Annotated in this window: 23 protein-coding genes and 2 pseudogenes; 12 read left to right on the top strand and 13 right to left on the bottom strand. The window is 67.9% G+C overall.

Annotated features, from left to right (window positions below):
- The first annotated feature begins 11 nt into the window (after positions 1–11).
- Positions 12–1,244 (top strand): radical SAM family heme chaperone HemW, encoded by a 1,233-nt coding sequence (gene hemW / locus ACFQDH_RS20835; RefSeq protein WP_382404288.1) that lies wholly within the window; start codon positions 12–14, stop codon positions 1,242–1,244.
- Here the strand turns inward: hemW and ACFQDH_RS20830 are convergent.
- Positions 1,238–2,299 carry a sigma-70 family RNA polymerase sigma factor gene (locus tag ACFQDH_RS20830; RefSeq protein WP_382404287.1) on the bottom strand — a complete coding sequence of 354 codons (1,062 nt, stop codon included), beginning with the start codon at positions 2,297–2,299 and terminating at the stop codon, positions 1,238–1,240. The two genes, hemW and ACFQDH_RS20830, sit on opposite strands and share 7 nt — an antisense overlap.
- Before the next feature lie 132 nt (positions 2,300–2,431).
- Between ACFQDH_RS20830 and ACFQDH_RS20825 the strand changes: the two genes are divergently transcribed.
- Positions 2,432–2,953 (top strand): DinB family protein, encoded by a 522-nt coding sequence (locus ACFQDH_RS20825; protein ID WP_382404286.1) that lies wholly within the window; start codon positions 2,432–2,434, stop codon positions 2,951–2,953.
- A gap of 35 nt (positions 2,954–2,988) precedes the next feature.
- Positions 2,989–3,489 carry a mycothiol transferase gene (locus ACFQDH_RS20820; RefSeq protein WP_382404284.1) on the top strand — a complete coding sequence of 167 codons (501 nt, stop codon included), beginning with the start codon at positions 2,989–2,991 and terminating at the stop codon, positions 3,487–3,489.
- Between the two features lie 30 nt (positions 3,490–3,519).
- Here the strand turns inward: ACFQDH_RS20820 and nadC are convergent, their stop codons facing one another.
- The 7 genes and pseudogenes from nadC to ACFQDH_RS20785 all read right to left on the bottom strand — a co-directional run bounded on the left by nadC (position 3,520) and on the right by ACFQDH_RS20785 (position 8,786).
- Complete coding sequence (gene nadC, locus ACFQDH_RS20815; RefSeq protein ID WP_382404283.1) at positions 3,520–4,425, bottom strand: carboxylating nicotinate-nucleotide diphosphorylase; 906 nt, start codon at positions 4,423–4,425, stop codon at positions 3,520–3,522.
- Positions 4,422–4,754 carry a hypothetical protein gene (locus ACFQDH_RS20810; RefSeq protein WP_382404948.1) on the bottom strand — a complete coding sequence of 111 codons (333 nt, stop codon included), beginning with the start codon at positions 4,752–4,754 and terminating at the stop codon, positions 4,422–4,424. Before ACFQDH_RS20810 ends, nadC begins: the two co-directional genes overlap by 4 nt.
- 72 nt (positions 4,755–4,826) lie before the next feature.
- Positions 4,827–5,473: pseudogene (locus ACFQDH_RS20805) on the bottom strand (FAD-binding protein); the annotation flags it as partial.
- Positions 5,368–5,856, bottom strand: a complete 489-nt coding sequence (locus ACFQDH_RS20800; RefSeq protein WP_382404282.1) for an FAD-binding protein — start codon at positions 5,854–5,856, stop codon at positions 5,368–5,370. The pseudogene ACFQDH_RS20805 and the gene ACFQDH_RS20800, both read right to left, overlap by 106 nt.
- Entirely contained in the window at positions 5,856–6,839 is a 984-nt protein-coding gene (gene nadA, locus ACFQDH_RS20795; RefSeq protein ID WP_382404281.1) for a quinolinate synthase NadA, read from the bottom strand. The genes ACFQDH_RS20800 and nadA overlap by 1 nt, the downstream gene beginning before the upstream one ends.
- A 20-nt stretch (positions 6,840–6,859) precedes the next feature.
- Positions 6,860–7,912: an NUDIX hydrolase gene (locus ACFQDH_RS20790; RefSeq protein ID WP_382404280.1), complete on the bottom strand. Its 1,053-nt coding sequence runs from the start codon at positions 7,910–7,912 to the stop codon at positions 6,860–6,862.
- Positions 7,905–8,786, bottom strand: coding sequence for a DUF3097 domain-containing protein (locus ACFQDH_RS20785; RefSeq protein WP_382404279.1), 882 nt, complete (start codon positions 8,784–8,786; stop codon positions 7,905–7,907). The genes ACFQDH_RS20790 and ACFQDH_RS20785 overlap by 8 nt, the downstream gene beginning before the upstream one ends.
- A 149-nt stretch (positions 8,787–8,935) precedes the next feature.
- Between ACFQDH_RS20785 and hrcA the strand changes: the two genes are divergently transcribed.
- The 3 genes from hrcA to ACFQDH_RS20770 are packed head-to-tail and all read left to right on the top strand — an operon-like array spanning position 8,936 to position 11,858.
- Positions 8,936–9,961 (top strand): heat-inducible transcriptional repressor HrcA, encoded by a 1,026-nt coding sequence (hrcA, locus tag ACFQDH_RS20780; protein ID WP_382404278.1) that lies wholly within the window; start codon positions 8,936–8,938, stop codon positions 9,959–9,961.
- 24 nt (positions 9,962–9,985) lie between these two features.
- Positions 9,986–11,113, top strand: a complete 1,128-nt coding sequence (dnaJ, locus tag ACFQDH_RS20775) for a molecular chaperone DnaJ (RefSeq protein ID WP_382404277.1) — start codon at positions 9,986–9,988, stop codon at positions 11,111–11,113.
- Positions 11,114–11,120: 7 nt separating this feature from the next.
- Positions 11,121–11,858, top strand: a complete 738-nt coding sequence (locus ACFQDH_RS20770; RefSeq protein ID WP_382404276.1) for a 16S rRNA (uracil(1498)-N(3))-methyltransferase — start codon at positions 11,121–11,123, stop codon at positions 11,856–11,858.
- On the opposite strand, the gene ACFQDH_RS20765 is transcribed toward ACFQDH_RS20770, so the two are convergent.
- Entirely contained in the window at positions 11,859–12,626 is a 768-nt protein-coding gene (locus ACFQDH_RS20765; protein WP_382404275.1) for an ArsR/SmtB family transcription factor, read from the bottom strand.
- 65 nt (positions 12,627–12,691) lie between these two features.
- On the opposite strand from ACFQDH_RS20765, the pseudogene ACFQDH_RS20760 reads away from it, so the two are divergent.
- From ACFQDH_RS20760 to ACFQDH_RS20735, 6 genes and pseudogenes are all read left to right on the top strand, one after another.
- Positions 12,692–14,052: pseudogene (locus tag ACFQDH_RS20760) on the top strand (MFS transporter).
- Positions 14,053–14,091: 39 nt separating this feature from the next.
- Positions 14,092–15,186, top strand: a complete 1,095-nt coding sequence (locus ACFQDH_RS20755; RefSeq protein ID WP_382404274.1) for a PhoH family protein — start codon at positions 14,092–14,094, stop codon at positions 15,184–15,186.
- Entirely contained in the window at positions 15,183–15,680 is a 498-nt protein-coding gene (gene ybeY, locus ACFQDH_RS20750) for an rRNA maturation RNase YbeY (RefSeq protein WP_382404273.1), read from the top strand. Before ACFQDH_RS20755 ends, ybeY begins: the two co-directional genes overlap by 4 nt.
- Positions 15,681–15,688: 8 nt before the next feature.
- Entirely contained in the window at positions 15,689–17,050 is a 1,362-nt protein-coding gene (locus ACFQDH_RS20745; protein WP_382404272.1) for a hemolysin family protein, read from the top strand.
- The gene (gene era / locus ACFQDH_RS20740) at positions 17,047–17,988 is read left to right on the top strand and encodes a GTPase Era (protein ID WP_382404271.1); all 942 of its coding nucleotides are present in this window, start codon (positions 17,047–17,049) and stop codon (positions 17,986–17,988) included. The genes ACFQDH_RS20745 and era overlap by 4 nt, the downstream gene beginning before the upstream one ends.
- 73 nt (positions 17,989–18,061) lie before the next feature.
- A complete protein-coding gene (locus ACFQDH_RS20735; RefSeq protein ID WP_382404270.1) occupies positions 18,062–18,808 on the top strand; it encodes a class I SAM-dependent methyltransferase in 747 nt (248 codons plus the stop codon).
- An 11-nt stretch (positions 18,809–18,819) separates the two neighbouring features.
- Here the strand turns inward: ACFQDH_RS20735 and ACFQDH_RS20730 are convergent, their stop codons facing one another.
- From ACFQDH_RS20730 to ACFQDH_RS20715, 4 genes are all read right to left on the bottom strand, one after another.
- The gene (locus tag ACFQDH_RS20730) at positions 18,820–20,214 is read right to left on the bottom strand and encodes an ABC transporter permease (protein ID WP_382404269.1); all 1,395 of its coding nucleotides are present in this window, start codon (positions 20,212–20,214) and stop codon (positions 18,820–18,822) included.
- Entirely contained in the window at positions 20,211–20,981 is a 771-nt protein-coding gene (locus ACFQDH_RS20725; RefSeq protein ID WP_382404268.1) for an ABC transporter ATP-binding protein, read from the bottom strand. Before ACFQDH_RS20725 ends, ACFQDH_RS20730 begins: the two co-directional genes overlap by 4 nt.
- Before the next feature lie 105 nt (positions 20,982–21,086).
- Positions 21,087–21,743 (bottom strand): response regulator, encoded by a 657-nt coding sequence (locus tag ACFQDH_RS20720; protein ID WP_382404267.1) that lies wholly within the window; start codon positions 21,741–21,743, stop codon positions 21,087–21,089.
- Positions 21,740–22,933, bottom strand: coding sequence for a sensor histidine kinase (locus ACFQDH_RS20715; RefSeq protein ID WP_382404266.1), 1,194 nt, complete (start codon positions 22,931–22,933; stop codon positions 21,740–21,742). The genes ACFQDH_RS20720 and ACFQDH_RS20715 overlap by 4 nt, the downstream gene beginning before the upstream one ends.
- Positions 22,934–23,002: the final 69 nt, after the last annotated feature.

Below are 23,002 nucleotides of genomic sequence, written 5' to 3'. Positions count from 1 at the left end.
ACGATGGTGCGGTGCCCTCAGCCCTGCCCGACGGAGAACCCGTCCCGTCCGATGGTTCGCTGCCTGCAACGGCTCTCACCGGGCTCGCGGAGCGGCAACTGGGCATCTACCTGCATGTGCCGTTCTGCTCGGTGCGTTGCGGTTACTGCGATTTCAACACCTACACCGTCAGTGAACTCGGCGGTCACGGCGCCGGCATCTCGACGTATGCCGATGCGGTTGTCGCCGAGCTGAACCTGGCACGACATGTGCTGGGTGACGCCACGCCCGCAGTCAGCACTGTCTTCGTCGGCGGTGGCACACCGACGATGCTGCGCGCCGGTGATCTGGTGCGCATGCTGGGTGAGGTTCGCTCCGGCTTCGGTCTGACGGATGACGCCGAAGTCACGACCGAAGCAAACCCGGACACTGTGGATCCTCAGGTCGCGGCGGCGCTCGCTGCCGGAGGCTTCAACCGGGTCAGCCTCGGCATGCAGTCGGCCGTCCCGCATGTTCTCGCGACTCTGGAACGAACCCATGACCCCGCCGGGGTCGCAACCGCGGTGCGCGCGGTGCGCGAGGCAGGCATGCAGGTGAGTCTGGATCTCATCTACGGCACGCCGGGGGAGAGCACGGACGATTGGCGGCGCAGCCTCGACGCCGCCGTCGAGTTGGAACCGGACCACATCAGTGCCTACGCACTCGTCGTCGAGCAGGGCACCAAGCTTGCCACGCAGGTACGCCGCGGCCTGGTCGAGATGCCGGAGGACGACGACGAGGCGACGAAGTACGAAATCGCCGAATCGGTCCTGTCCGCAGCGGGTTTCGACTGGTACGAGATCAGCAACTGGGCGCGGCGACCCGACGCCCGGTGCCGACACAACGAGCTCTACTGGCGCGGGGACCACTGGTGGGGTGTCGGCCCCGGCGCACACAGCCATGTCGGAGGGGTCCGCTGGTGGAACGTGAAACACCCTGCGCCCTATGCGGATCGGGTCATGGCGGGCACCTCGCCCGGCGCAGGTCGCGAGCTGCTCACTGCCGAGCAGCGGTATGACGAGAAGGTCTTGCTCGGCATACGGCTGACCGAGGGCCTGCCGCTCGATGCACTTCACGCGCCCGGTCGGGCTGCCGTCGCCGGGCTCATCGCGGACGGTCTGCTCGACGGCGCTGCTGCCGTCCGGTGGGAGCGTCCCGCGGCCCGGCTGACGCTGCGCGGTCGCCTGCTCGCCGACACGGTGGTCCGCGTCCTACTGGGCTACTGACCGATCGGTGGCAGCTCCGCCGGCAGGTCGAGTGCGGTGAAGTGCTCGACACCGAGGAAGGACGTGATGCCCGAGATCCGAGCGTCACGGAGGGTGAGGACGGTGATGGCCCACGCTCCATGTGAGGGAGCACCGTCCGGGCGCAGGTAACAGGCGACCGCCGGCTGCGCGTTCACGCTCGTGGGCAGGGTCCGCCAGCTTCCGCAGTTGCCCATCGGCACCTGCGCGGCGAAGTCGCCGACTGCCGTCAGTCCGGCATACCAGTGGGGCATCGGTGGCATCGCCCAGGTGACGTCCTCGGTCACCAGGTCGATGAGCGCGTCGGTGTCGCGGTGCTCAAGTGCCGTGGTGAAGCGTTGGACGACCGCATTCAGCTGCCGATCACCGATACGCCGGGCGGTGGCCTGCTGCGACGGGTCTGGTACTCGTCGAGTGACCGTCGCCCGGGCTCGCTGCAGCGCACTGTTGACCGATGTCGTCGTGGTGCGCATCATCGTCGCGATTTCCTCGGCGGGGAAGCCGAGCACGTCGAAGAGCAGGAGCGCGGCACGTTGATTTCCCGGTAGGTGCTGGAGTGCCGCAACGAAGGCGAGCTCCACCGCCTCCCGTTCCTCGTAGCGTGCTGCGGGCGATGTTGTGCCCTGCCGCGCGTGACCGACATACGGACCGAGCCAGGCGACGTCACCGCTCGGTGCATCGTCGACCACCGCCCGGGCACTGGCCGGTCCGAGATCGACGGGCATCGCCCGCCGGCCACGGGCACGGGCGAGGTCGATGCACGAGCGCGTGGCCACCGTGTAGAGCCAGGTCCGCAGCGTACTGCGGCCCTCGAAGTCGCCCAGGCCACGCCATGTCTTGACCAGCGCGTCCTGCAGCGCGTCGTCGGCGTCGTGGGACGCGGCGAGCATTCGGTAGCAGTGCGCGTGGAGCTCGGGAAGCAGCGGTCGCACGAGGCGGTCGTATGCCGCACGGTCGCCCCGGCGGGCCAGCGCGAGGTCGCCGTCGGCGCCGGATGACCCCGTGACCGAGGGTTCCCGGGAAGAAGTTTCGCTCACCCCGATGAGTATGCCGCGAACGCGACGTCTCACTCATGAGGCTTGTTCTGCGTTTGCGTTGCGAGTCCTGAATCAACTGCCATTTCCGGAACACGAGCGACGGGCCACGGGACCCGCAGAAGGAGCTGAAGCATGAACACAACTGTCGAGGTCGGTGCGGATGTCGAGAAGGCGACGCTGACGACATATCTGCACGAGCAGCGTGCGGCGGTGCTCGCGATCGTGGATGGCCTGGACGACGTGGCCATGCGGACGCCGGTGGTGCCGTCGGGGTGGTCGCCGATCGGGCTGATCTGGCATCTGGGTGGAGCCGAGATGTACTGGTTCCAGATCGTGTTGGCCGGCCGGGTGCCCGACGACGACGGCGAGGACGAGCCGGACGACGAGGATCCGGATGAGGGGTTCCGCACCGACGAGCCGGTCGCCGAGGTGCTTGCCGCCTACCGTGCGCAGTGCGCCGAGTCGGACGAGGCGCTCGCCTCGGTCTCGCTGGATGACGCGCCGCGCGGCCCCGTCGTCCCGGAGCACACCGAGCTCGCCACCAGTGTGCGAACCATCGTGTTGCACATGATCGAGGAGACCGCCCGGCACGCGGGTCATCTGGACATCGCGCGCGAACTCCTCGACGAACGCACCGGACTCGGCCCGCGGTAGGAGGATGGGCTCGTGGACATGGGACGGGGTATGGAGTGACTGACACGGGTTTGAAGGCAACGACCCTCGCGGCGCTGCAGGACGCACGGGACCACGTGCTCGAGGCGGTCGATGGACTCGGTCCGGCAGACCTGCGGCGTGCCGTATTGCCCAGCGGGTGGAACATGCTGGGGCTGGTGAATCACCTCACAGTCGACGTGGAGCGGCTCTGGTTCAGCGCCGTGGCGGCGGGCGACCCGGCCGCGATCGCGCAGTTCGACGCGCCGTCGAACGCCTGGCACGTCCCGCCGGACGTGCCGCCGGACGCCGTGCTCACGGCCTACCACGACGAGTGCGCGAGGGCGGATCGTGTCCTTGCGGACGCGGACTTCGGCGCACCTCCGGCGTGGTGGCCGGCCGACCAGTTCGGCGACTGGCGATTGGCATCGGTGGGCGAAGCGGTCTTGCATGTGATCGTCGAAACCGCCTCGCACGCGGGCCAACTGGACGCCGCGCGCGAACTCATCGACGGGCACCAGTGGCTGGTACTCACCTGATGCTGAACGGGTGCACTGACTCAGGGGGCGTCACACCTGCAGGTCCAATCCGAAGTCGTGACACGTCACGCTGTGGGTGAGGGCGCCGATCGAGATCGCGTCAGCGCCTGCGCGGGCGAGTTCCTGCACGGTCTCCTCGTCGACGCCTCCGGAGACTTCGGTGATCAGCGGCGCCGGGTGACGCCGGATGTGGGACACACCCGTGGCGACCTGCCATGCCTCCATGTTGTCCAGCAGCACCGCGTGTACGACGGGCGCCAGCCCCTGCTCGATGCGCTCGACGTCGAACGCCAGCAATGTGTCGAGTTGCTCGATGGTGTCGACCTCGATCTCGACCCGCACGAGGTGACCGCTGTCGGCTGCGAGCCGCTGCAGGACGGGCAGCAGGCCACCGCCCAGACCGATGTGGTTGTCCTTGACCAGGATTGCGTCATACAGGCCGAAGCGGTGGTTGGTGCCGCCACCGTGCAGCACGGCGCGCTTCTCCAACTCGCGCAGGCCTGGGGTGGTCTTGCGCGTGTCGACGATGCGTGCCTTCGTCCCGTCGACGAGGTCGACGAAAACGCTGGTGCGAGAAGCGATTCCGGTGAGATGGCCAAGAAGGTTGAGTGCAGTGCGCTCGGCGGTCAGCACCGACCGTGCCGAACCGCTGACGGTGGCAACGAGGTCACCGGCCGCGAGCTTGTCGCCCGCCTGCTTGGCCCACTCGATCTGCAGGGACGGGTCGACGGCCAGGAAAGTGGCTGTGGCGGCATCGCCGCCCGAGAGGACTCCCTCCTCCCGGCTGACGATGTATGCCGTGCCCAGGGCGTCCTCCGGCACGGTCAACCGGGTGGTGAGATCGCCACCCAGACCGAGGTCTTCGGTCAGCGCGGTTTGCACGACGCGGTCGAGCCCTGGCGAAAAGACGTTCCCGGCCGGCGGGGTGGTGGTCATGCGCTAACTCCTTGCGGTGCAACGGAATCGGTGCGGCGGTGCGCGCCAATGCTGACGGGATGGGTGAGCGCCGAGCGGGCGATGAGCCAGGCGACATACGCGACGTCGTCACCGGTGTGGGGGGCGAGCGTCTCGACAGCACGCTCCAGGGTCTCACCGTCGCGCAGTACGCCGCACGCGCTGCCGAGCAGCGCGCGCACGTCCTGCACCGGCATGGCTGCCGAGCCGTCGCGGGGGAGTACCGTCGCGCGGTCGACCGGCGGGATGGAGTCGGTCCACCGGTCGGCGGACAAGTTGCACGCGTCCTGCGCTGCGGCGCGGCCGGTCACAACCGCCTCGAGCAGCGAGTTGGAAGCGAGTCGGTTGGCGCCGTGGAGGCCGGTGCGGGAGACCTCGCCGATGGCCCAAAGGCCCGGCACCGAGCTGCGGCTGTGCTGGTCGACGGTGATGCCCCCATTGAGTAGTGCAGGGCCGGCCGGACCGGCAGAAGGTCCGTCGCGATGTCCAGTCCGCACGCGGCGGCAAGACCGGCGACGGCAGGGAATCTGGTTGTCACGTCAGGGATTTCGCGCGCGTCCAGGCGGACCGTACGGCCGGCGGTGAGCTGCTCCCAGACTGCGGCGGCCACGACGTCACGCGGCTGCAACTCCTCGACGAACCGGGTGCCGTCGGCCAGCAGGGTGGCGCCGGCGCCACGCAACGCCTCGGTCAACAGCGGCATCGGGTCTCGCGGCACGTCGAGAGCGGTGGGGTGGAACTGCACCAGGTGCAGGTCGTCGGTGCGCGCACCGATCCGGGCAGCGAGGGCCACGCCCTGGCCGAGCGCGGTTGTCGGGTTGGTGGTGTGCGACCAGAGACCGCCGAGCCCGCCGGTGGCGAGCACCACCCGTTCGGTCTCGATCGCCTCTGCCGCACCGTCTTCGCGTCGCACGATCACACCACTCACCGAGCCGTGTGCATCGGTGAGAATCTCGACCAGCGAATGGTTTTCGCGCACGTCGATCGTGGGGAGTGCAGAACTGCGGACGCCATACAGGCGGTGATGGCGGCGCCGCTGTGGTCCCCGGCGTGGGCAACGCGCGGTCGGCTGTGGCCGCCTTCGAGTGCCAGGTCGAGGCTGCCGTCGGCGGCGCGGTCGAACGGCACGTCGAGCTCGGTCAGCAAGCGCACGACGCCGGGTGCGTCAGCGGTGATCCGGTCGATCACGGCGCGATCGCCGGCGAATGCTCCGGCGCGCCAGGTGTCATCGGCGTGATCCTGGGTGGAGTCGTTCGGCGAGATTGCAGCTGCGACGCCGCCCTGCGCCCACATGCTCGCGGCGCCCGAGGTGAGCGACTCCGCCGTGACCAGGATGCACGGCTCGGTGGCCGCCCAGGCGCAGGTGAGTCCGGCGAGGCCGGAGCCGACGATGACGATGGGGTTCTGCTTCATCAGTGCACCTCTAACATGCGGTCGATGGCGCGGCGGGCGGCTGCGGCGACTGTGGGGTCGACCTCGATCTCCACGGTGCCCGTCTCCAGCGCATTTCGTATGGCGCCCAACGTGTTTCGCTTCATGTGCGGGCACAGGTTGCACGGGCGGACGAACTCCAGATCGGGGTGCTCTGCGGCGATGTTGTCGCTCATCGAGCACTCGGTGATCAGCGCGACCTTGGCGGGGTGCTCAGTCTCGACATACCGCTGCATGTCCGCGGTCGAGCCGGCGAAGTCGGCCTCCGCGACTACCTCCGGCGGGCACTCGGGGTGGGCCAGCACGGTGACTCCGGGGTGTCCCTGCCGGATCTGCACGATGTCCAGCGGCGTGAAGCGCTCGTGCACCTCACACGCGCCCGGGTGTGTGATGACCTCGACGCCGGTCAGGGCGGCGATGTTCCGGGCGAGGTACTGGTCGGGGATCATGATGACCTTGTCGACCCCGAGCGACTTGATGATCTGAACCGCGTTGCCAGAAGTGCAGCAGATGTCGCTTGCGGCTTTCACTGCCGCCGAGGTGTTGACGTAGGTGACCACGGGAGCGCCCGGGTGCTCTTTGCGAAGCTGTGCAATGTCTTGCGGCGTAATGCTTTCCGCGAGCGAACAGCCCGAGCGAAGGTCAGGCAGCAGCACGCGCTTGCTCGGGTTGAGCAGCTTGGCGGTCTCGGCCATGAAGTGCACACCGGCGAGGACGATCGTGCCGGCTGTGACGGTCTGGGCCTCTCGGGCCAGCGCCAGCGAGTCGCCCTTGATGTCGGCGACGCCGTGGAACACCTCGGGCGTCATGTAGTTGTGCGCCAGGATCACGGCATCCTGCTCGTGCTTCAGTCGCTGGATCGCCTCGATGTCTTCGGCATACATCGCCCACTCGACCTCGGGGATCACGTGCTGCACGGTCTCGTATGCCGCCGCGTGGTCGTAGGACAACTCGCTGATGCTCACTGTCGACTCCCTTGAAATGCTCAATATGAGTAAATGCTGAAACTGAGCATAACACCGATCCTGGCGTGGTACTGATCGGGTCCCATGGCAGGTGACGGCCAAGACCACATCGGCTGACCGAAGAGTGGACGCCGCGGAGACGACGACCTGCGAGCAGTCGGAGCAGAAGGCTCAGCGGGGAGTGGGAGTTTGGTGCCGACCTGGGCGCGCTCTTCACGGACCGAGCCCCGGAAGCGGTAGAGCTTGGCGGGGCGACCGCCGGTCTCGTGCGAGACGCCACCGGTGGGCTCAACCAGTTCGTGCTGCACCTCGACCGCGCGGCGGAAGTTCTGCTTGTGCACGTGCTGGCCGGCGATGGCCTCGACCGTCTCTTGCAGCGCCAGCAGGGTGAATGTCTCCGGCATCAGCTCGAAGATCACCGGCCGATACTGCAGCTTGGCCCGAATGCGAGAGAGGCCGGTGGCCAGGATGCGCCGGTGGTCATGCAGCATCGGGCCGGCTGTGAGCGCGGATATCCTTGCAGCGGAAGGCGATTCGGCGACAAGCCCCGTCTCCCAGAGCAGCTCGTAACGCTGCAGTGCGAGGTCCGGTCGCCACGGCCGTTCGTCATACGCGAACAGGAATCGGCAGCGGTCCAGCCGCTCCGCGGAGTTGGCCGACCAGCGTCGCAGTGCGCGCTCGATCTCCTCTCCGAGGCGATCGGCGCCAGAGTCGCCAAGGTGCCTGCGGTCCTCCCAGGGCAGCAGGTCGTAGAGGGCCGACCAGTCGGTCGGCCGCACGCTGCCGGCGATCGGTGCGCGGGCCAGCCCGAGGTAGGAGATCGACACCACGCGCCGGTCGTCACTGGAGCGGCCGAGGTCAGCGAAGGTGTAGAGCTGCTCGACATACCCAAGATCGAATCCGCTGTGTTCGCGGGCGAATTCGCGGACGCCGGACTGCAGCGACTCCTCCTCGACGCGCAACGGGCCCGCCGGGAGGGCAGGCGGTTGTCCCGCCGCCAGCACCCATGGCCGGCCGTCGTCCACGGCCAGCACCACGGCCACGAGCTCGGCGCTGAGTCCGACGTCATTCATGCTGAGCCGTCACGAAGTCGATGAGTTCCTCCACGCGGCCGAGCAACTCGGGCTGCAGGTCGGTGTAACTGCGCACAGTGCCGAGGATGCGCCTCCAGCCCATCGCGACGTCAGCCTGTGTCTCGTGCGGCCAGTCGAGCGCTGCGAGGATGCCGTGCTTCCACGAGGTGCCGCGGGGGATGACCGGCCATTTCGTCCAGCCGAGCCGCTCGGGCCGCACCGACTGCCACACATCGACATACGGGTGGCCGAGCACGAGCACGTCCCGCCGCGCCTCGGGTATGGCGAGGGCGTCGGCGACGATCCGCGCCTCCTTGGTGCCCGGGACGAGGTGATCGACCAGGACGCCCATCCGCCGATCCGGAGTGGGCGCGAAATCCCGGATGACAGACCGCAGGTCATCGACACCGTGCAACGGCTCGACGACGACGCCTTCGACACGCAGGTCGGCTCCCCATACCTTCTCGACGAGCTCGGCATCGTGCTTGCCCTCGACGAAGATCCGTGACCCGCGAGCGACACGTGCGGGCGCATCGGCGACGGCACGGGAGCCGCTGGCGGTCTTCGACGCAGCGCTGCGTGCCGCCTGCAACGCCGCGGCGTCGGCCTTCGAGGTGGGCGCTGTCAGCTCGACGGGTTTGCCGTCGATGAGAAACCCCGGTCCCATCGGGAAGGCGCGGCTGCGTCCGTGCCGATCCTCCAGGTGGACCACGCGCAGCCCGCCGGACTTCTCGGCCGAGATGACCGCGCCGCACCAGCCGGTCTGGACTTCCTCGACCACCAGGCCGGTCTCGGCCGGTACCTGCTCCGAGCGACCCCGCGGCGGCTTGCGCCAATCACCGGAGAGGACATCGGCGCCATATCTGTCGGTCACGTCGCGAAGGGTAGTCGGCATCACTCGTGAAGTCGCGGAGGATGAGGTCGGGAAGACTAGTCGGGGATTCGGCCTCGTGGTTGGAGGCAAGTAGACTTGGCACTCGACATACTTGAGTGCCAGCGCGCGGACGATGCAGGGAGGTGGACATGAGCGACGAACGCAGGCTGCAGGTGCTGCGCGCGATCGTGCAGGACTACGTGTCGACCTCCGAGCCAGTCGGTTCCAAGGCCCTGCTCGACCGGCACCACCTCGGTGTCAGCGCCGCGACCGTGCGCAACGACATGGCCGTCCTCGAGGAGGACGGCCTGATCGCGGCGCCGCACACTTCGGCCGGACGCATCCCGACAGACGCCGGCTACCGGCTGTATGTCGACAAGCTCAGCCAGATCAAGCCGCTGTCGCGCGCCGAGCGCACTGCCATCGAGACGTTTCTGGTCCGATCGGTCGACCTGGACGACGTGATTTCGCGCACGGTCCGCCTGCTGTCCACGTTGACCGGGCAGGCGGCCGTCGTTCAATATCCGTCGCTCAACGCTGCGCTGGTGCGCCACGTCGAGCTGGTGCCGCGCTCGGCCGACCGCCTGACTCTCGTGGTGATCCTGTCCACCGGTCAGGTCGACCAGCGGGTCGTCGAGCTCGACCGGTCGCTGACCGAGGTCGAGGCCGATGAGCTGATCCAGCAGCTGCGGTCGGGGCTCAACGACAAGAGTGTCGGCCTGCGTCGCGCTGTCGCAGCGGGAGCGTTGCGCGAGTGGTCGGCGCAGCTGGTCGACGATGTCACGGATGCCCGGCCGGTGGTCATCGACGCGGTTGCGGCGGCGTTCGCCGAGGAGCGGGAGGACCGCGTGGTTCTCGGTGGCACGGCCAACCTGGTCCGGTCAAGCGACTTCGCGATGTCCCTGGGGCCGTTGCTCGATGCCCTTGAGGAACACATGGTGCTGCTGCGGTTGTTGACCCAGGCGGGTGGCGACCCGACCGACGGTGTCGCTGTCCGGATCGGCACCGAGAATTCCATCAGCGGCCTCAGCGGGACCTCTGTCGTGAGCACGGCATACGACGCGGGCAGCTTCGCGAGCCTGGGAGTGCTCGGCCCGACCCGCATGGATTACCCCTCGACCATGGCGGCGGTGCGTGCAGTGGCACGCTATGTCGCCGACATCCTCGACAACTGACCTCGAACAGCTCGAAGGAACTTCGTGAACGACTACTACGGCGATCTGGGCATCGCACAGAACGCGAGCCCGGAAGAGATCAAGCGTGCCTACCGCAAGCTGGCACGCAAGCTGCACCCGGACGTCAATCCGTCCGAGGAGGCGTCCGACCAGTTCAAGAAGGTCGCCCAGGCGTATGACGTGCTCGGTGATGCCGAGAAGCGGCGTGCCTACGACATGGGCAGCGACCCCTACGCCATGGCCGGTGGCGGCGCGGGCTACGGCCAGGGCTTCTCGTTCTCCGACATCATGGACGCGTTCTTCGGCGGCAACGGCGCAGCGCAGGGTGGCCCGCGCTCCCGTATGCAGCGTGGTCAGGATGCGCTCATCGCGGTCGAGATCGATCTGGGCACAGCAGTTTTCGGCGGTGCGGAAGAGCTCACCTTCGACACAGCTGTCGCGTGTTCGGTGTGTCACGGCGACGGCGCGCGGCCGGGCACCGGCAAGCACACCTGCGACATCTGCCACGGCAGCGGTCAGGTGCAGGAGGTGCAGCGGTCCTTCCTCGGTCAGGTCATGACCACGCGTCCGTGCCAGGCCTGCCGCGGATACGGCGAGATCATCGACGACCCATGCTTCAACTGCTCGGGCGAGGGCCGCGTGCGCGACCGTCGCACGATCACCGTCAAGGTGCCCGCCGGTGTCGACACCGGCACCCGCATCCAGCTCACCGGCGAGGGCGAGGTCGGCTCCGGTGGTGGTCCTGCCGGCGACCTGTATGTCGAGGTGCGGGTCCGCAAGCACGCGACCTTCCAGCGCCGCGGCGACGACCTGCACTGCTCGGTCGAGTTGCCGATGACTGCTGCCGCGTTGGGCACCGCGCTGCCGCTCGAGACGTTCGACGGCGAGCGGGACGTGACGATCCCGCAGGGCACCCAGCCCGGCGACGTGATCACCCTGCGCGGGCTCGGCGTCACGCACCTGCGTTCGCAGGTCCGCGGTGACCTGCTGGTGCACGCCAACGTGCGAGTGCCCACCAAGCTGGACCCTCAGCAGGAAGAGTTGCTGCGGTTGCTGGCCAAGGAGCGCGGCGAGGAGCGCCCCGAGGCGCGCTTCGGTCGCGTCGAGAAGGGCCTGTTCGGCAAGCTGCGCGACGCCTTCCAGGCCAAGTAGCAAACGCGTGACCTCCCGCCTGTTCTTCGCTGCGCCCGGAGCGCTCGACGGATCGGTCGTGGGCGACATCGTCGCGGTGTCCGGTGACGAGGCACGTCATGCCGTGGTGGTCAGTCGACTCCAGGCCGGCGAAACCGTGCAGGTCGCCGACGGCTCCGGGCGGGTCGCCGAAGGTGAGATCGTCACCGCGGTTCGCGACCAGCTCACGATTCGGGTTGGTTCGTTGCGCGAATCCGACCAGCCGACAACCCGATTCGTGTTGATGCAGGCACTGGCCAAGGGCGGTCGCGATGAGCAGGCGATCGAGGCTGCTGTCGAGTTGGGTGTCGACGCGGTAATCCCCTGGCAGGCGGACCGCAGCATCGTGCAATGGCGGGGCGACAAGGCCGTCAAGGCTCACCGCAAGTGGGAGTCCCTGGCCTTGGCCGCGAGCAAGCAGTCCCGGCGGTCCACGGTGCCGGTGGTCGAGCAGTTGCTGACGAGTCGGACCGCTGTCACTCGCCTGCAGGAGGCGGACGCAGTCGTCATACTCCATGAGGACGCGGAGCAGTCGATCGCCGAATTCGATGCGCCCGCAGGCGAAGTCGTCGTGGTGGTCGGTCCGGAGGGTGGCATCACGCCCGACGAGCTGACAGCTTTCGAGGGTGTCGGCGGCTGCGCCATACGCCTGGGGCCGACGGTGTTGCGCGCCTCGAATGCCGGGCCGACCGCGCTCGCGGTCCTGCTCGCGCGCACCCGCTGGTGACTACCCGGCCAGCTGATCGGAGATCGCGGGTGCCAGCCGGGCGAACCCTTCGGCGCCTGAGTCGGTGACCGCCAACTCCCGTGGCCGCGGTCCGCTGCGGACCCATTCCCGCTCGCGCGCGGCAGTGAGGATCGCCGCGCCGAGGGCGCCGGCCAGGTGCTCCTGCTGCTCGGTCCAGTCCAGACAGAAGCGCAGTGTCGGCCGGGAGAGACCCTCGACATACGCGAGATCGATGCCCCACGAACGCAATTCGTCGTTCGCGAGCGGGCCGAGGGTGAAATGCCCTGCACCGACGGGTGCAGATAGCCGGTCGGTACTGCGGCGGCGGGTGTCCGCGTGTGAGTCGAGGGGGACCAGCACCTCGGTGTCGATCAGCGCCGCGGTGACTGCGACGCCGAGCCGACCGGCGAAGTGGTCGTAACAGGTGCGGGCCATGCGCAGCCGCTGCAGCCGGGTGCCGGCTCGCAGTGAGGTAATGGGCGGCAGGGGAGTCATCGCGCAGAGTGCTTCATAGGCGGCGGCGACCTGCCGGTCGGCCAGGTAGTAGAACCGGTGTCGTCCACTCACCTCGACGCGCACGATTCCGGCGTCGAGCATCTTGCGCAGGTGACCGCTCGCGGTCGCGGCACTCACCCCCGCCTCCGCCGCGAGCCGCGAGGCAGGCATCCGCCGGCCGTCGATGAGTGCGCCGACCATCCGGGCACGCGCCCGGTCGGCGAACAGCGCTGCGACGTCACTCACTTCGTGTATGCCGGTGCCTTTCGTCATACGACCATTCTGAGGCCCGGACGTTTCGGCGACCACCGAAGCTTCGGCGCAGCACGCTCGAACGTATGACGACAACCGATCTCGGCACGACCGCGGCGACCACGACGAAGCGCGGCGGCCTGATGATCCTGTGTGCGGCGATGTTCCTGGTCCTGCTGGACGTGTCGATCGTCAACGTCGCGCTGCCGAGCATCGAGCACGGGATGGGCGGCGGCACCGCCGGCGCGCAGGCCGTCGTCGACAGCTACACGGTGCCGTTGGCAGCGCTGCTGCTGACCGCGGGAACAGTGGCCGATCGGTGGGGCGCGCGGCGTTCGTTCGTCGCGGGTCTGGTGGCCTTCGGTGTCGGATCGGTCGGTTGTGCGGCGGCAATCACGTTGCCAATGTTGGTGATCGGCCGGTTGGTGCAGGAGTCGGCGCCGCCGCGATGCTGCCGGCCAGTCTGGCGTTGATAACGGCGATATGGGAAGGCAGCGAGGAACGGGCGCGCGCGATCGCGATCTGGTCCGGTGTGTCCGGCTCGGCGGTGGCCGTCGGTCCGTTGGTCGGCGGTGGGCTGATCGGGCTGGGCGGTTGGCGACTGATCTTCCTGATCAATCTCCCCGTGGTGATCGTGGCAACGGTGGGTGCCGGCCGGCTGCCGACCGGTCACCGGCAGGAGCGGCCGCTCGACTGGTTCGGGGCGGTGTCGTCGACCGTCGGTCTCGCTGCGGCCATCGGCGGGCTGATCGAGGTGGGCCGGGCGGGGCTCACCGTCGTTGGACTGCTGCTGGTCACCTGTGCCGCCGTCAGTCTGCTCGCGTTCGTTGCCGGCCAGCGACGAGTCCGGGCGCCGATGGTGCCGCGTGACTTGTGGCGCAACCCCGAGCTGATGCGGTCGTGCGCCGGATCGCTCGGGATGAACCTCGTCGGCAACGGGTCGCTGCTGGTCCTCGCCTTCCTCCTCCAAGTGGTGCAGGGGCGTGGTGCGTTCGCCGCCGGGCTCGCGACCCTGCCGATCTTCGCGCCGCTGACCCTCGTGCCGCTGCTCGGGCGTCACTGGATGGTGCGAATGCGCCCGAACCGGTTGGTACGGGCCGGTTTCGCGGTCGGCGTGGTGGGCCAGATCTGCCTTGCGGTTGCCGTATGGCGCGCGCCGGGTTCGGTGCTGCCCCTGATCCCCGGGATGCTGCTCGCGGGCGTGGCCCTCGGGATGCTGGTGATGCCGCTGGTCGCCACGGCGGTGGCGGCAGCGCCGTCATACAGCGGGGTGGTGGGTGGCCTGAACAACGCCGCGCGGCAGACCGGTACGTCGTTCGGGGTGGCGCTGTTCGGTGTGATCGCCGGATCGGTCGGCGCACCCGGCGCCACCACTCGTATGGCGTGGTGTTTCGTCGTCGGTGCGGGCATCTGGCTGGTCGCGGGGCTGCTGGCGGGACGCAATTGATTCGAGTGTGTCGTGCTGCGCCCGTAGACTGGGAACACGATGACAAGTGACCACCATGATCCCCAGCCCGGAGCGCTGAACCGGCCGACCGGCGACACCGGCCCAGGCGCGACGGGCGACGTTCAGGCCGAGCACACCGTCGAGATCGCGCCGGACGTGTCGATGGTGACCCTCCTCGGGCCGCGCGACGAGCTGTTGCGCACGATGGAGCGGGCGTTCCCGAAGCTGACGATCCACGTGCGTGGCAACGTCTTCCACCTCGCCGGGCCACCCGCCGACATGGCGCTGGTCGAGGAGCTGCTCGACGAGTTGCTGACCGTGATCGACGCGGGGCAGCAGCTCAACCGCGATGCCGTGGAGCGCTCGATCGGCATGCTGCGTGCGCGGACTCGCGAGCGTCCGGCCGACGTGCTGACCATGAACATCGTCAGCAACCGCGGACGCACCATCCGGCCCAAGACCCTCGGCCAGAAGGAGTATGTCGACGCGATCGACGGTCACACGGTTGTCTTCGGCATCGGACCGGCAGGCACCGGCAAGACCTACCTGGCGATGGCCAAGGCGGTCGCCGCGCTGCAGGCCAAGCAGGTCAGCCGGATCATCCTGACCCGGCCGGCCGTCGAGGCCGGCGAGAGGCTTGGTTTCCTGCCCGGCACGCTCAACGACAAGATCGACCCCTACCTGCGCCCGCTGTATGACGCCCTCCACGACATGATCGACCCCGACTCGATCCCGCGGCTGATGGCCAGCGGCACGATTGAGGTCGCACCGCTGGCGTATATGCGTGGTCGCACCCTGAATGACGCGTTCATCATTCTCGACGAGGCCCAGAACACCTCGGCCGAGCAGATGAAGATGTTCCTGACCCGTCTGGGCTTCGGCTCCAAGATGGTGGTGACCGGTGACGTGACGCAGGTCGATCTGCCCGGTGGTACGGCGTCCGGGCTGCGGGTCGTGCAGGACATCCTCGACGACGTCGAGGACATCCACTTCTCCAGGCTGACCGCCCAAGACGTCGTGCGGCACCGGTTGGTCAGTGCGATCGTCGAGGCCTACGAGGAGTTCGACGCCCGCGGAGCAGCCGCCCGTCCGACCAACGTCGTCCGCGCCGATCGGCGGGATCGCCAAAAATGAGCGTCGACCTGCTCAACGAGACCGACTTCGAGGTCGACCTCCCCGAGTTGCATGAGTGCGCCGTCTACGTGTTGCACGAGCTCAATGTGCACCCAGAGGTCGAGCTCTACATCGGCATCATCGACGAGTCCGCGATGGAAGTCCTGCACAAGCAGTGGATGGACCTACCCGGTCCGACCGACGTGATGAGCTTCCCGATGGACGAGCTGCGCCCCGGCAAGGCCGGTGACGAGCCGGTCGAAGGAGTGCTCGGCGACATCGTGCTGTGCCCGACCGTCGCTGCGAAGCAGGCAGCCGAAGCCGGTCACACGACGGCCGAAGAGCTGTTGTTGCTGACCGTGCACGGTCTGCTGCACCTGCTCGGCTTCGATCACGCCGAGCCGGACGAGCGTCGCGAGATGTTCTCGCTGCAGCGCACGCTGCTGCTCACCTTTTTGGCCGGCCGTGAGCGGCAGGGTGAGGATGTGCGCATCATTCCGCCTACCGGCGAGTGACACCGCCGATGGTTCTCCTCTTCCTCGCGGCACTGGTCTCGGTCGTCCTCGGCTTCGCCTTCGCGGCCATCGATTCCTCGCTCAGCCGGGTCGGCCGCCATACCGCCGAGGACCTGGTCGAGCAAAAACGCCGCGGCGCCGACGCGCTCAGCCGACTTGTCGAGGACAGCTCTGCCGTCGCGATGGTGCTCGCCTTCCTGCGTGTTGGGGCCGAAGCCACCGCCGCGGTGCTGGTCACCCTCGCCGTTCGGGAGGCCGTGGACAGCTTCTGGGTCGCGCTCCTGGTCGCGGTGGTCGTCATGGCGATCGTCTCGTTCGTGCTGGTCGGTGTGTCACCCCGCACGCTGGGTCGGCAGCACGCCATCTCCGTCGCGTTGGGTTCGGCGGCGGTTGTGCTGTGGCTGCACCGCGTCCTCGGCCCCATCGCCCGTGCCCTGGTCGCGGTCGGCAACGCCGTGACGCCAGGTCGTGGCTATCGCGACGGTCCGTTCGACACTGAGGAAGAGCTGCGCGAATACGTCGATCTGGCAACGGATTCGGAGCTGATCGAGGACGACGAACGCAAGATGATCCAGTCTGTCTTCGAGCTCGACGAGACGGTCGTGCGAGAGCTGATGGTGCCGCGCCCGGACATGCTCACCATCGACGCCGGCAAGACGTTGGGCCAGGCGATGCGGTTGTTCCTGCGGTCCGGTTTCTCCCGGGTCCCGGTGACTGTCGGTAGCCCGGACGCCATCGACGGAGTTCTCTACTTCAAGGATGTCGCGGCGCGCGTTTTCCGGCACGACGAGATGCTCGACCGGCCGGTCGCCTCCGTCATGCGGGACGTGACCTTCGTGCCGGACAGCAAGCCCGCCGACGACCTGCTGCGCGAGATGCAGCTGGCGAGAAGGCATTTCGCCGTCGTCATCGATGAGTATGGCGGCACTGCCGGGTTGGTCACCCTCGAGGACATCATCGAAGAGGTCGTCGGTGAGATCGACGACGAGTTCGACCGGGTCACACCGGGCCCCGAGCCGCTGCCCGACGGCACGGTCCGTGTCCCGGCGCGTATGGCGGTCGATGACCTGGCCGAATATTTCGACGTCACGATCGAGGACGACGACGTCGAGACGGTCGGTGGCCTACTGGCCAAGCTGGTCGGCCGCGTGCCGATCCCGGGCGCCGCCGCACAGGTGGAAGGCCTGCGACTTGTCGCTGAGCGACTGGCCGGCCGACGGCACCAGATCGCGAGCGTGCTCGTGGAGCGCGTGCCGGCGAACGACGGGTCCGAACACGACGGCAACAGCACTGAGACAGGGGCGGATGCCGAAACGCCGGCCGCCATACAGCAGGATGGACGCACGTCGGCAAAGGATGTACTGCAATGAGTGAAGTTGGAAGTTCGTCACAGGAGAGCAAGCCTTATCGTGCTGGGTTCGCCTGCCTCGTCGGGCGGCCGAATGCCGGCAAGTCGACACTGACCAACGCCCTCATCGGGCAGAAGGTCGCGATCACGTCGAGCAAGCCACAGACGACACGGCACACGATCCGGGGTATTGCGACCACGCCGGAGGCCCAGCTGATCCTGGTGGACACCCCGGGGCTGCACAAGCCGCGCACCCTGCTCGGCCAGCGGCTCAACGACGTCGTGCGCGAGACCCTGATGGATGTCGACGTGATCGGCTTCTGCCTGCCGTGCGACCAGCGGATCGGCCCGGGTGACCAGTTCATCGCCGCCGAGCTGGCCGAGTTGCGTCGCGGCCGCAAGCGTCCGGTGATCGCGCTCGCCACCAAGTCCGACACCGTCGACCGTGAGCGGCTCGCCCAACACCTTGTCGCCATCGATCAGCTGGGGGAGTGGCAGGAGATCGTGCCGTGCTCGGCCACCGGTGGCGAGCAGGTCGGGACGGTGCTCGAGGTGCTGATGAAATACCTGCCCGAGTCGCCCAAGCTCTACCCCGACGGTGTGCTGACCGACGAGCCCGACGACGTCATGGTCGCCGAGTTGGTGCGGGAGGCCGCGCTGGAAGGCGTGCGCGACGAGCTGCCGCACAGCATCGCCGTGGTCGTCGACGAGATGTTGCCGCGCGAGGGCCGTCCCGCCGATCGTCCGCTGATGGACGTGCGGGTCAACATCTTCGTCGAGCGGTCCAGCCAGAAGGCCATCATCATCGGCCGCGGCGGCTCGCGACTGCGCGACGTCGGAACCCGGGCGCGCGTCGCGATCGAGGAACTGCTCGGGCAGAAGGTCTTCCTCGACCTGCACGTCAAGATCGCCAAGGACTGGCAGCGCGACCCCAACCAGCTATCAAAATTGGGCTTCTAAGATGCGCCGATTCGTTCCTCATCGCCGCATCGAAACCGATACTTTTTCTCCGTCCTCCGGCCGGGAGGTCTAAATGGCGCGCGATCGGGAGAGTCTGGCCTGGGCCGAGTTCGGCGAAGTACTGCGGTTGCCGGTCGATCCGGAGCGTGACTACGTTCACGGGATCCCTTGGGAAGCAGCGGGTTTCCTGCCGCAGCTGCCGCTGATCGACATCGGGTCCGGTAGCGGGCTGACCACGGTCACTCTCGCCGAGAAGTTCGCGCAGGCCGAGATCATCTCGGTCGAGCCCGAGCCGTTGACCCGTTCGCTGCAGATGCTGCGCATCGCCGAACGTGAGGACATCCGGGCTCGCACGACCGTGCTGCCGGAGTCGATCCTGGACGCCTGGCTACCGGACAAGTGTGGGGGAGCGCTGCTCTTCAACGTCATCTATTTCCTCGGCGGCCGGGACCGTGACGCGTTCTGGCAGCGGATGGCGAAATTTCTGGCGCCGGGTGCACCGATCCTGATGAGTCGCTCGTATGGCGGAGTCCCGTCCGAACCGGTCGAACGAAAGCTGGTGAACTCCGCCCGGATGGGCCGACACGAATACCAACGTTGGTTCGAGTCCCAGCCGGTGCCAGACGGCCGGGTCGAGATAACCAACATCTTCCGAGTGCTGCGCGACGGCGAGCAGGTGCGGGAAGTCGTGTCGACCATTCACGCCTTCGGCCTGGACGAGGAGATCGTGCTCGGTGAAGTGCCGATCGGGCACTTCGGCATCGAGGAGATCGACGAGCGCTACTTCGCGATCCGGCGACTGCCCGACATCAAGAGGTAGGCAGCTGCCGGTCACGCGTCTACGCGCAGCGCCGTGACCGGAGACGTTGCGATGGCTCGCCGGGCCGGCGGCTGGGAGGCCAGCAGTATGACGGCCAGTGCTCCGACGACGATGGCGACCAGCACGAGCCAGGGCAACCCCCAGACGAAGCCGTTGTTCTGGTTGCCGATCAGCGCTTGTGCACCGGCGGATCCGTAACACAGCCCGAGAGCGATCCCGGATGCCGCTGCGGCGGCCGACATCGCCATCGACTCCTTGGTGATCATCGAGCGCACCTGGGCGCCGGTGAAGCCGAGCGCACGCAGTAGCCCGATCTCCCGGCGCCGCTGGATCACCGTGAGTGACATGGTGCTGACGAAGCCGATGGCGGCGATCAGCGACGAGACGACCCCGACGGTGATGGTGACGGTCGAGGCGACGGTCAAGACCTGATGGGCTTCGTGCCGCTGGGTGGTGGTGATGTTGTGCCACCCGGCGACTGCTGTCTGAAGGGCGGAGGCGCCGGACGCGATGGTCACCACCAGCGTGACGCCGACGAAGAGGCCGAGCGTGGATCGCGTGGTACGAGCCGGGTCGGTGACCGCGTTGCGTCGGGCGATCACACTCGCCGCGTCGACGCCGGTCAGTCGGCCCAGGACAGCGACGATGCCGGGCAGCACGAAGCGGGCGCCGGCCAACAGTCCGGTGGACGTCGTGCACGCGGCGACGAAAGCGACGAGGAAGCCTGCGGCGCCGCCTTGCTCGCCGAGCGCCATCGCCAACGCGAAGAGCGCGGTGCCAGTGATGATCAGCGCCATCGAGAAGATGATCCGCAGACGACCCGGTCGTCCTCCCGGAACTCGCGCACCCGTGGTCCCGGCCAACGCATCCGCGGGCGAGACCTTCAGCACCTGACGGGAGCCGACCCAGCCGGCGACCGCGGCCACGACGGTGACCGCCACGGCGGCGACGGGCGCGCCAACGGAGAGCCACGGGTAGTCGGCATCAGGCAGGTGTCCTTGTTGCACCAGCACGATGCGGACCACGTCAACTGCGGCCGTCGCTGCGACGACACCGATCACGCTGCCCAACAAGCAGATTCGAGCCGTGCTCCCGGCGACCGAGCGGCGGAGGTCTGCGCTCTTGGCACCCAGCAGACGTAGGGTCGCGATGTGTTGCAGTCGTCCGGCAATGACAGTGGTGACACCGGCGGAGATGACGACGGCGGCGACATACAACGCCATACCGATGAAGACGACGGACACCACGGTGAGTAGCAGATTGACCGAGCCGCCGGTGTCCTTACTGATGGCCGACAGCATGGAGCTGCAGGTGAGCAGTGCCCCGGCATACGCACCTGACAAGCCGGCCACGAGGCCCACGGTGCCGAGCTCGCGGGCGGAGCCGAGCACGAGATTGCGCTTCATGCCGGGACACCTTCGGCGGTGAGCAGCAGCTGGGAGATCTGCTGCGGAGAGAGCCGGCCGTGATCTGCAACGACCCGGCCGTCGGCGAGCACGAGCACTCGATCGGCGTATGACGCAGCGATCGGGTCATGACTCACCATCGCGATCGTCTGACCGTATTCCGTTGCCGCAGAACGCATCAGCTGCAGCACCTCGCTGGATGACCGGGTGTCCAGGTTGCCGGTGGGCTCGTCGGCGAAGATGATCGCCGGGCGCGGCGCCAGGGCACGCGCGATGGCGACGCGTTGCTGTTGACCGCCGGAGAGTTCGGCAGGCTTGTGACCGATCCGTTCGGTGAGCCCGAGGACGTGCACCAGGTGATCGATCCATTGCTGTTCGTCGGGCGACACCCGGTGCCCGGCGAGTTGGAAGGGCAACACGATGTTCTCGGCGACCGTGAGTGTCGGGACCAGGTTGAAGGACTGGAAGACGAAGCCGACCTGTCGGCGGCGGAGCATGGTCCGGGCCGTGTCATCCATGGTGTGCAGCGGCTGTCCGTCGAGGAACACTCCGCCCGAAGTCACGTCGTCCAAGCCCGCCGCGACGTTCATGAAGGTTGACTTGCCGGAGCCGGACGGGCCCATGATTGCAGTGAATTCGCCGCGTCGGACGTCGACGTCGACCTCGGCCAGTGCGTGCACCGCACCTGCGCCGGTGCCGTAGCTCTTGCTGACCTGTCGGAAGGAAACGACCGATGGGTCGTTGGGTCTGGTGGGTGTGGTGAACATGCCTCAAGCGTCGCTGGGCCGTGGGTTCAGCACATCGGGCGCACGAGCGAATTCGGCTACACCTTCAGATGTATGACGCGCCGGTGCGCCATACATCGCAAGGTCTCAAAGAAGTCCGTGCTCGTAGCAGTAGACGACCAGTTGCACCCGGTCGCGCAGCTGCAGCTTGGCCAGGATGCGGGACATGTGTGTCTTGACGGTCGCCTCGGAAAGATATTCGGCAGAGGCGATTTCGGCGTTGGACATGCCCTGCGCAGCGCGCTGCATGATCTCGCGTTCGCGCGCGGTGAGCTGGTCGTACTCGCGTCCTGGAGTTCGGTTTTGATTGCTGCGGAACCGCTCGAAGAGCGATTTGGTCGCGTTTGCCGCAACGACCTGGCTGCCCGCAGCCACCGCGCGGATCGCGCCGAGCAGGAACTCCGGCTGAGCGTCTTTCAGCAGGAAGCCGCTGGCGCCGGCGTCGATGGCGTCCGCGACCGCGGCGTCGAGGTCAAAAGTGGTCAGTACCAATACTTTCGGGGCTCGCTCGCCGAGCTTCTCGCACACGGTGCGCGTTGCGGTCACGCCGTCGACGCGTGGCATACGGACGTCCATCAGCACGACGTCGGGCGAGGTCCGCTGGACCAGCTCGAGGGCGTCGGCGCCGTCGGCGGCCTCGCCCACGACGATCAGGTCCGGCTGGCTGCCGATGACCAGGCCCAGCCCACTGCGGAAGAGCGCCTGGTCGTCGATCATCGCGACCCGGATCGGTGAGTTCGTCACGTGCTGGCCGACTCCTTCGCGTCTTGCGTGCTGTCCGCGGCACTGCGTTGTGGATCGGGTATGGCGGCATCGACCACCCATTCGCCACCGACCTGCCGTGACTCGAGGCGGCCGCCGGAGATGGCCGCTCGCTCCATCATGCCGATGATGCCGTGCCCGGTGCCGTCGCCAGGAGCGCCGACCGCATTGACGACGCGCAGCCGGTAACCACTGGTCCAGTCCTGCTCGACCTGGACCGGTTGCCCCAGATCGCCGTGTTTGAGCGCATTGGTGAGTGCCTCGCTGAGGAGCCGGTACGCGGTCAGGGCAATCAGGGACGAGCCTGCGGCGTCACCGGTGCGCCTTTCCTGAATCCGCATGCCCGTCAAGCGCATTCGTTGCATGAGGCGCTCGGCCTGCTCGTACCCGGGTGTCGACTGCTCGGCGTCGTTGTCGCGCAACTCGGCGAGGATGGTGCGCAGGTCGGCGATGGTCGAACGAGCGGTCTCGGCGATCACTTCGAGCGCTTGCTCGGTGGCGTCCGGGTCCGCACGCAGCGCATAGCGTGCGCCGTCGGCCTGTGCTGCGACGACTGCCCACGAGTGCGCGACGATGTCATGCATGTCGGCGGCGACTCGGCTGCGTTGCAGCTCATGCTCGTAGCTCTCGGCGAGCCGGCGTTGCTCCACGCGGTCGAGCTCGGACTGAATGGACCGCCGGCGTTGCAGCCGGAGGAAGCCTGCGACCCAGCCGCCACCGCAGACCAGCACTGCCATGGCGGTGACTGCGCCGGCGGAGAAGACGCGCGCCCTCGTCGAGCTCCCGGTGTCGACGAGCGTCGTCATCCAGACAAGCAGGCACGCACAGCCGACGCCGCCGGCGACCAGCCCGAAGCGGCGCACCGCGGCCCGTGGGTGAGCGCCCAGCACGAAGAAGAGGGCGGCATACGCCACGTCGGCGACGAACAGTTGCAGCGACCACCCGGGATGGGCGAACTGTATGACGGCGGCGGCCGTCCCGAGGAGCACCATGGCCGGCAGGCTGAGGCGTCGCACCGCCATCGCCCCCGCCAGCACGAGGACAACGCCGAGCTGCGCGAGGCCGACGTGCGCGTAGACAATGCCGATCAACAATGCGAAAGCCGCGGCACAACTGAGATCGAAGATCAGCTGCCGACGCGTGGGTCGGCCCTGTTCCCAGATCTGCGGCATGCATCCAGTGTGACCGAAGCTCGCGGTCGCAGCATCGCCCGCAGGTTGTATGCCGGTCCATCTGGTGGA

This window comes from Flexivirga alba, from assembly GCF_042661025.1.
In the GTDB taxonomy this organism is placed as follows: Bacteria; Actinomycetota; Actinomycetes; order Actinomycetales; family Dermatophilaceae; genus Flexivirga; species Flexivirga alba.
Note: the sequence above shows the minus strand (reverse complement) of the source record. Positions and strands in the feature narration are given on the sequence as shown.

Bases quoted from the DNA above. Each gene is read 5' to 3' on its own strand.
- ybeY (WP_382404273.1), top strand. From the start codon at position 15,183: ATGAGCGTCGACCTGCTCAACGAGACCGACTTCGAGGTCGACCTCCCC.
- ACFQDH_RS20745 (WP_382404272.1), top strand. From the start codon at position 15,689: ATGGTTCTCCTCTTCCTCGCGGCACTGGTCTCGGTCGTCCTCGGCTTC.
- ACFQDH_RS20790 (WP_382404280.1), bottom strand. From the start codon at position 7,912: ATGAATGACGTCGGACTCAGCGCCGAGCTCGTGGCCGTGGTGCTGGCC.
- ACFQDH_RS20715 (WP_382404266.1), bottom strand. From the start codon at position 22,933: ATGCCGCAGATCTGGGAACAGGGCCGACCCACGCGTCGGCAGCTGATC.
- hrcA (WP_382404278.1), top strand. From the start codon at position 8,936: ATGAGCGACGAACGCAGGCTGCAGGTGCTGCGCGCGATCGTGCAGGAC.
- ACFQDH_RS20765 (WP_382404275.1), bottom strand. From the start codon at position 12,626: ATGACGAAAGGCACCGGCATACACGAAGTGAGTGACGTCGCAGCGCTG.
- ACFQDH_RS20825 (WP_382404286.1), top strand. From the start codon at position 2,432: ATGAACACAACTGTCGAGGTCGGTGCGGATGTCGAGAAGGCGACGCTG.
- ACFQDH_RS20730 (WP_382404269.1), bottom strand. From the start codon at position 20,214: ATGAAGCGCAATCTCGTGCTCGGCTCCGCCCGCGAGCTCGGCACCGTG.
- nadC (WP_382404283.1), bottom strand. From the start codon at position 4,425: ATGACCACCACCCCGCCGGCCGGGAACGTCTTTTCGCCAGGGCTCGAC.
- ACFQDH_RS20735 (WP_382404270.1), top strand. From the start codon at position 18,062: ATGGCGCGCGATCGGGAGAGTCTGGCCTGGGCCGAGTTCGGCGAAGTA.
- ACFQDH_RS20755 (WP_382404274.1), top strand. From the start codon at position 14,092: ATGACAAGTGACCACCATGATCCCCAGCCCGGAGCGCTGAACCGGCCG.
- era (WP_382404271.1), top strand. From the start codon at position 17,047: ATGAGTGAAGTTGGAAGTTCGTCACAGGAGAGCAAGCCTTATCGTGCT.
- ACFQDH_RS20725 (WP_382404268.1), bottom strand. From the start codon at position 20,981: ATGTTCACCACACCCACCAGACCCAACGACCCATCGGTCGTTTCCTTC.
- ACFQDH_RS20800 (WP_382404282.1), bottom strand. From the start codon at position 5,856: ATGAAGCAGAACCCCATCGTCATCGTCGGCTCCGGCCTCGCCGGACTC.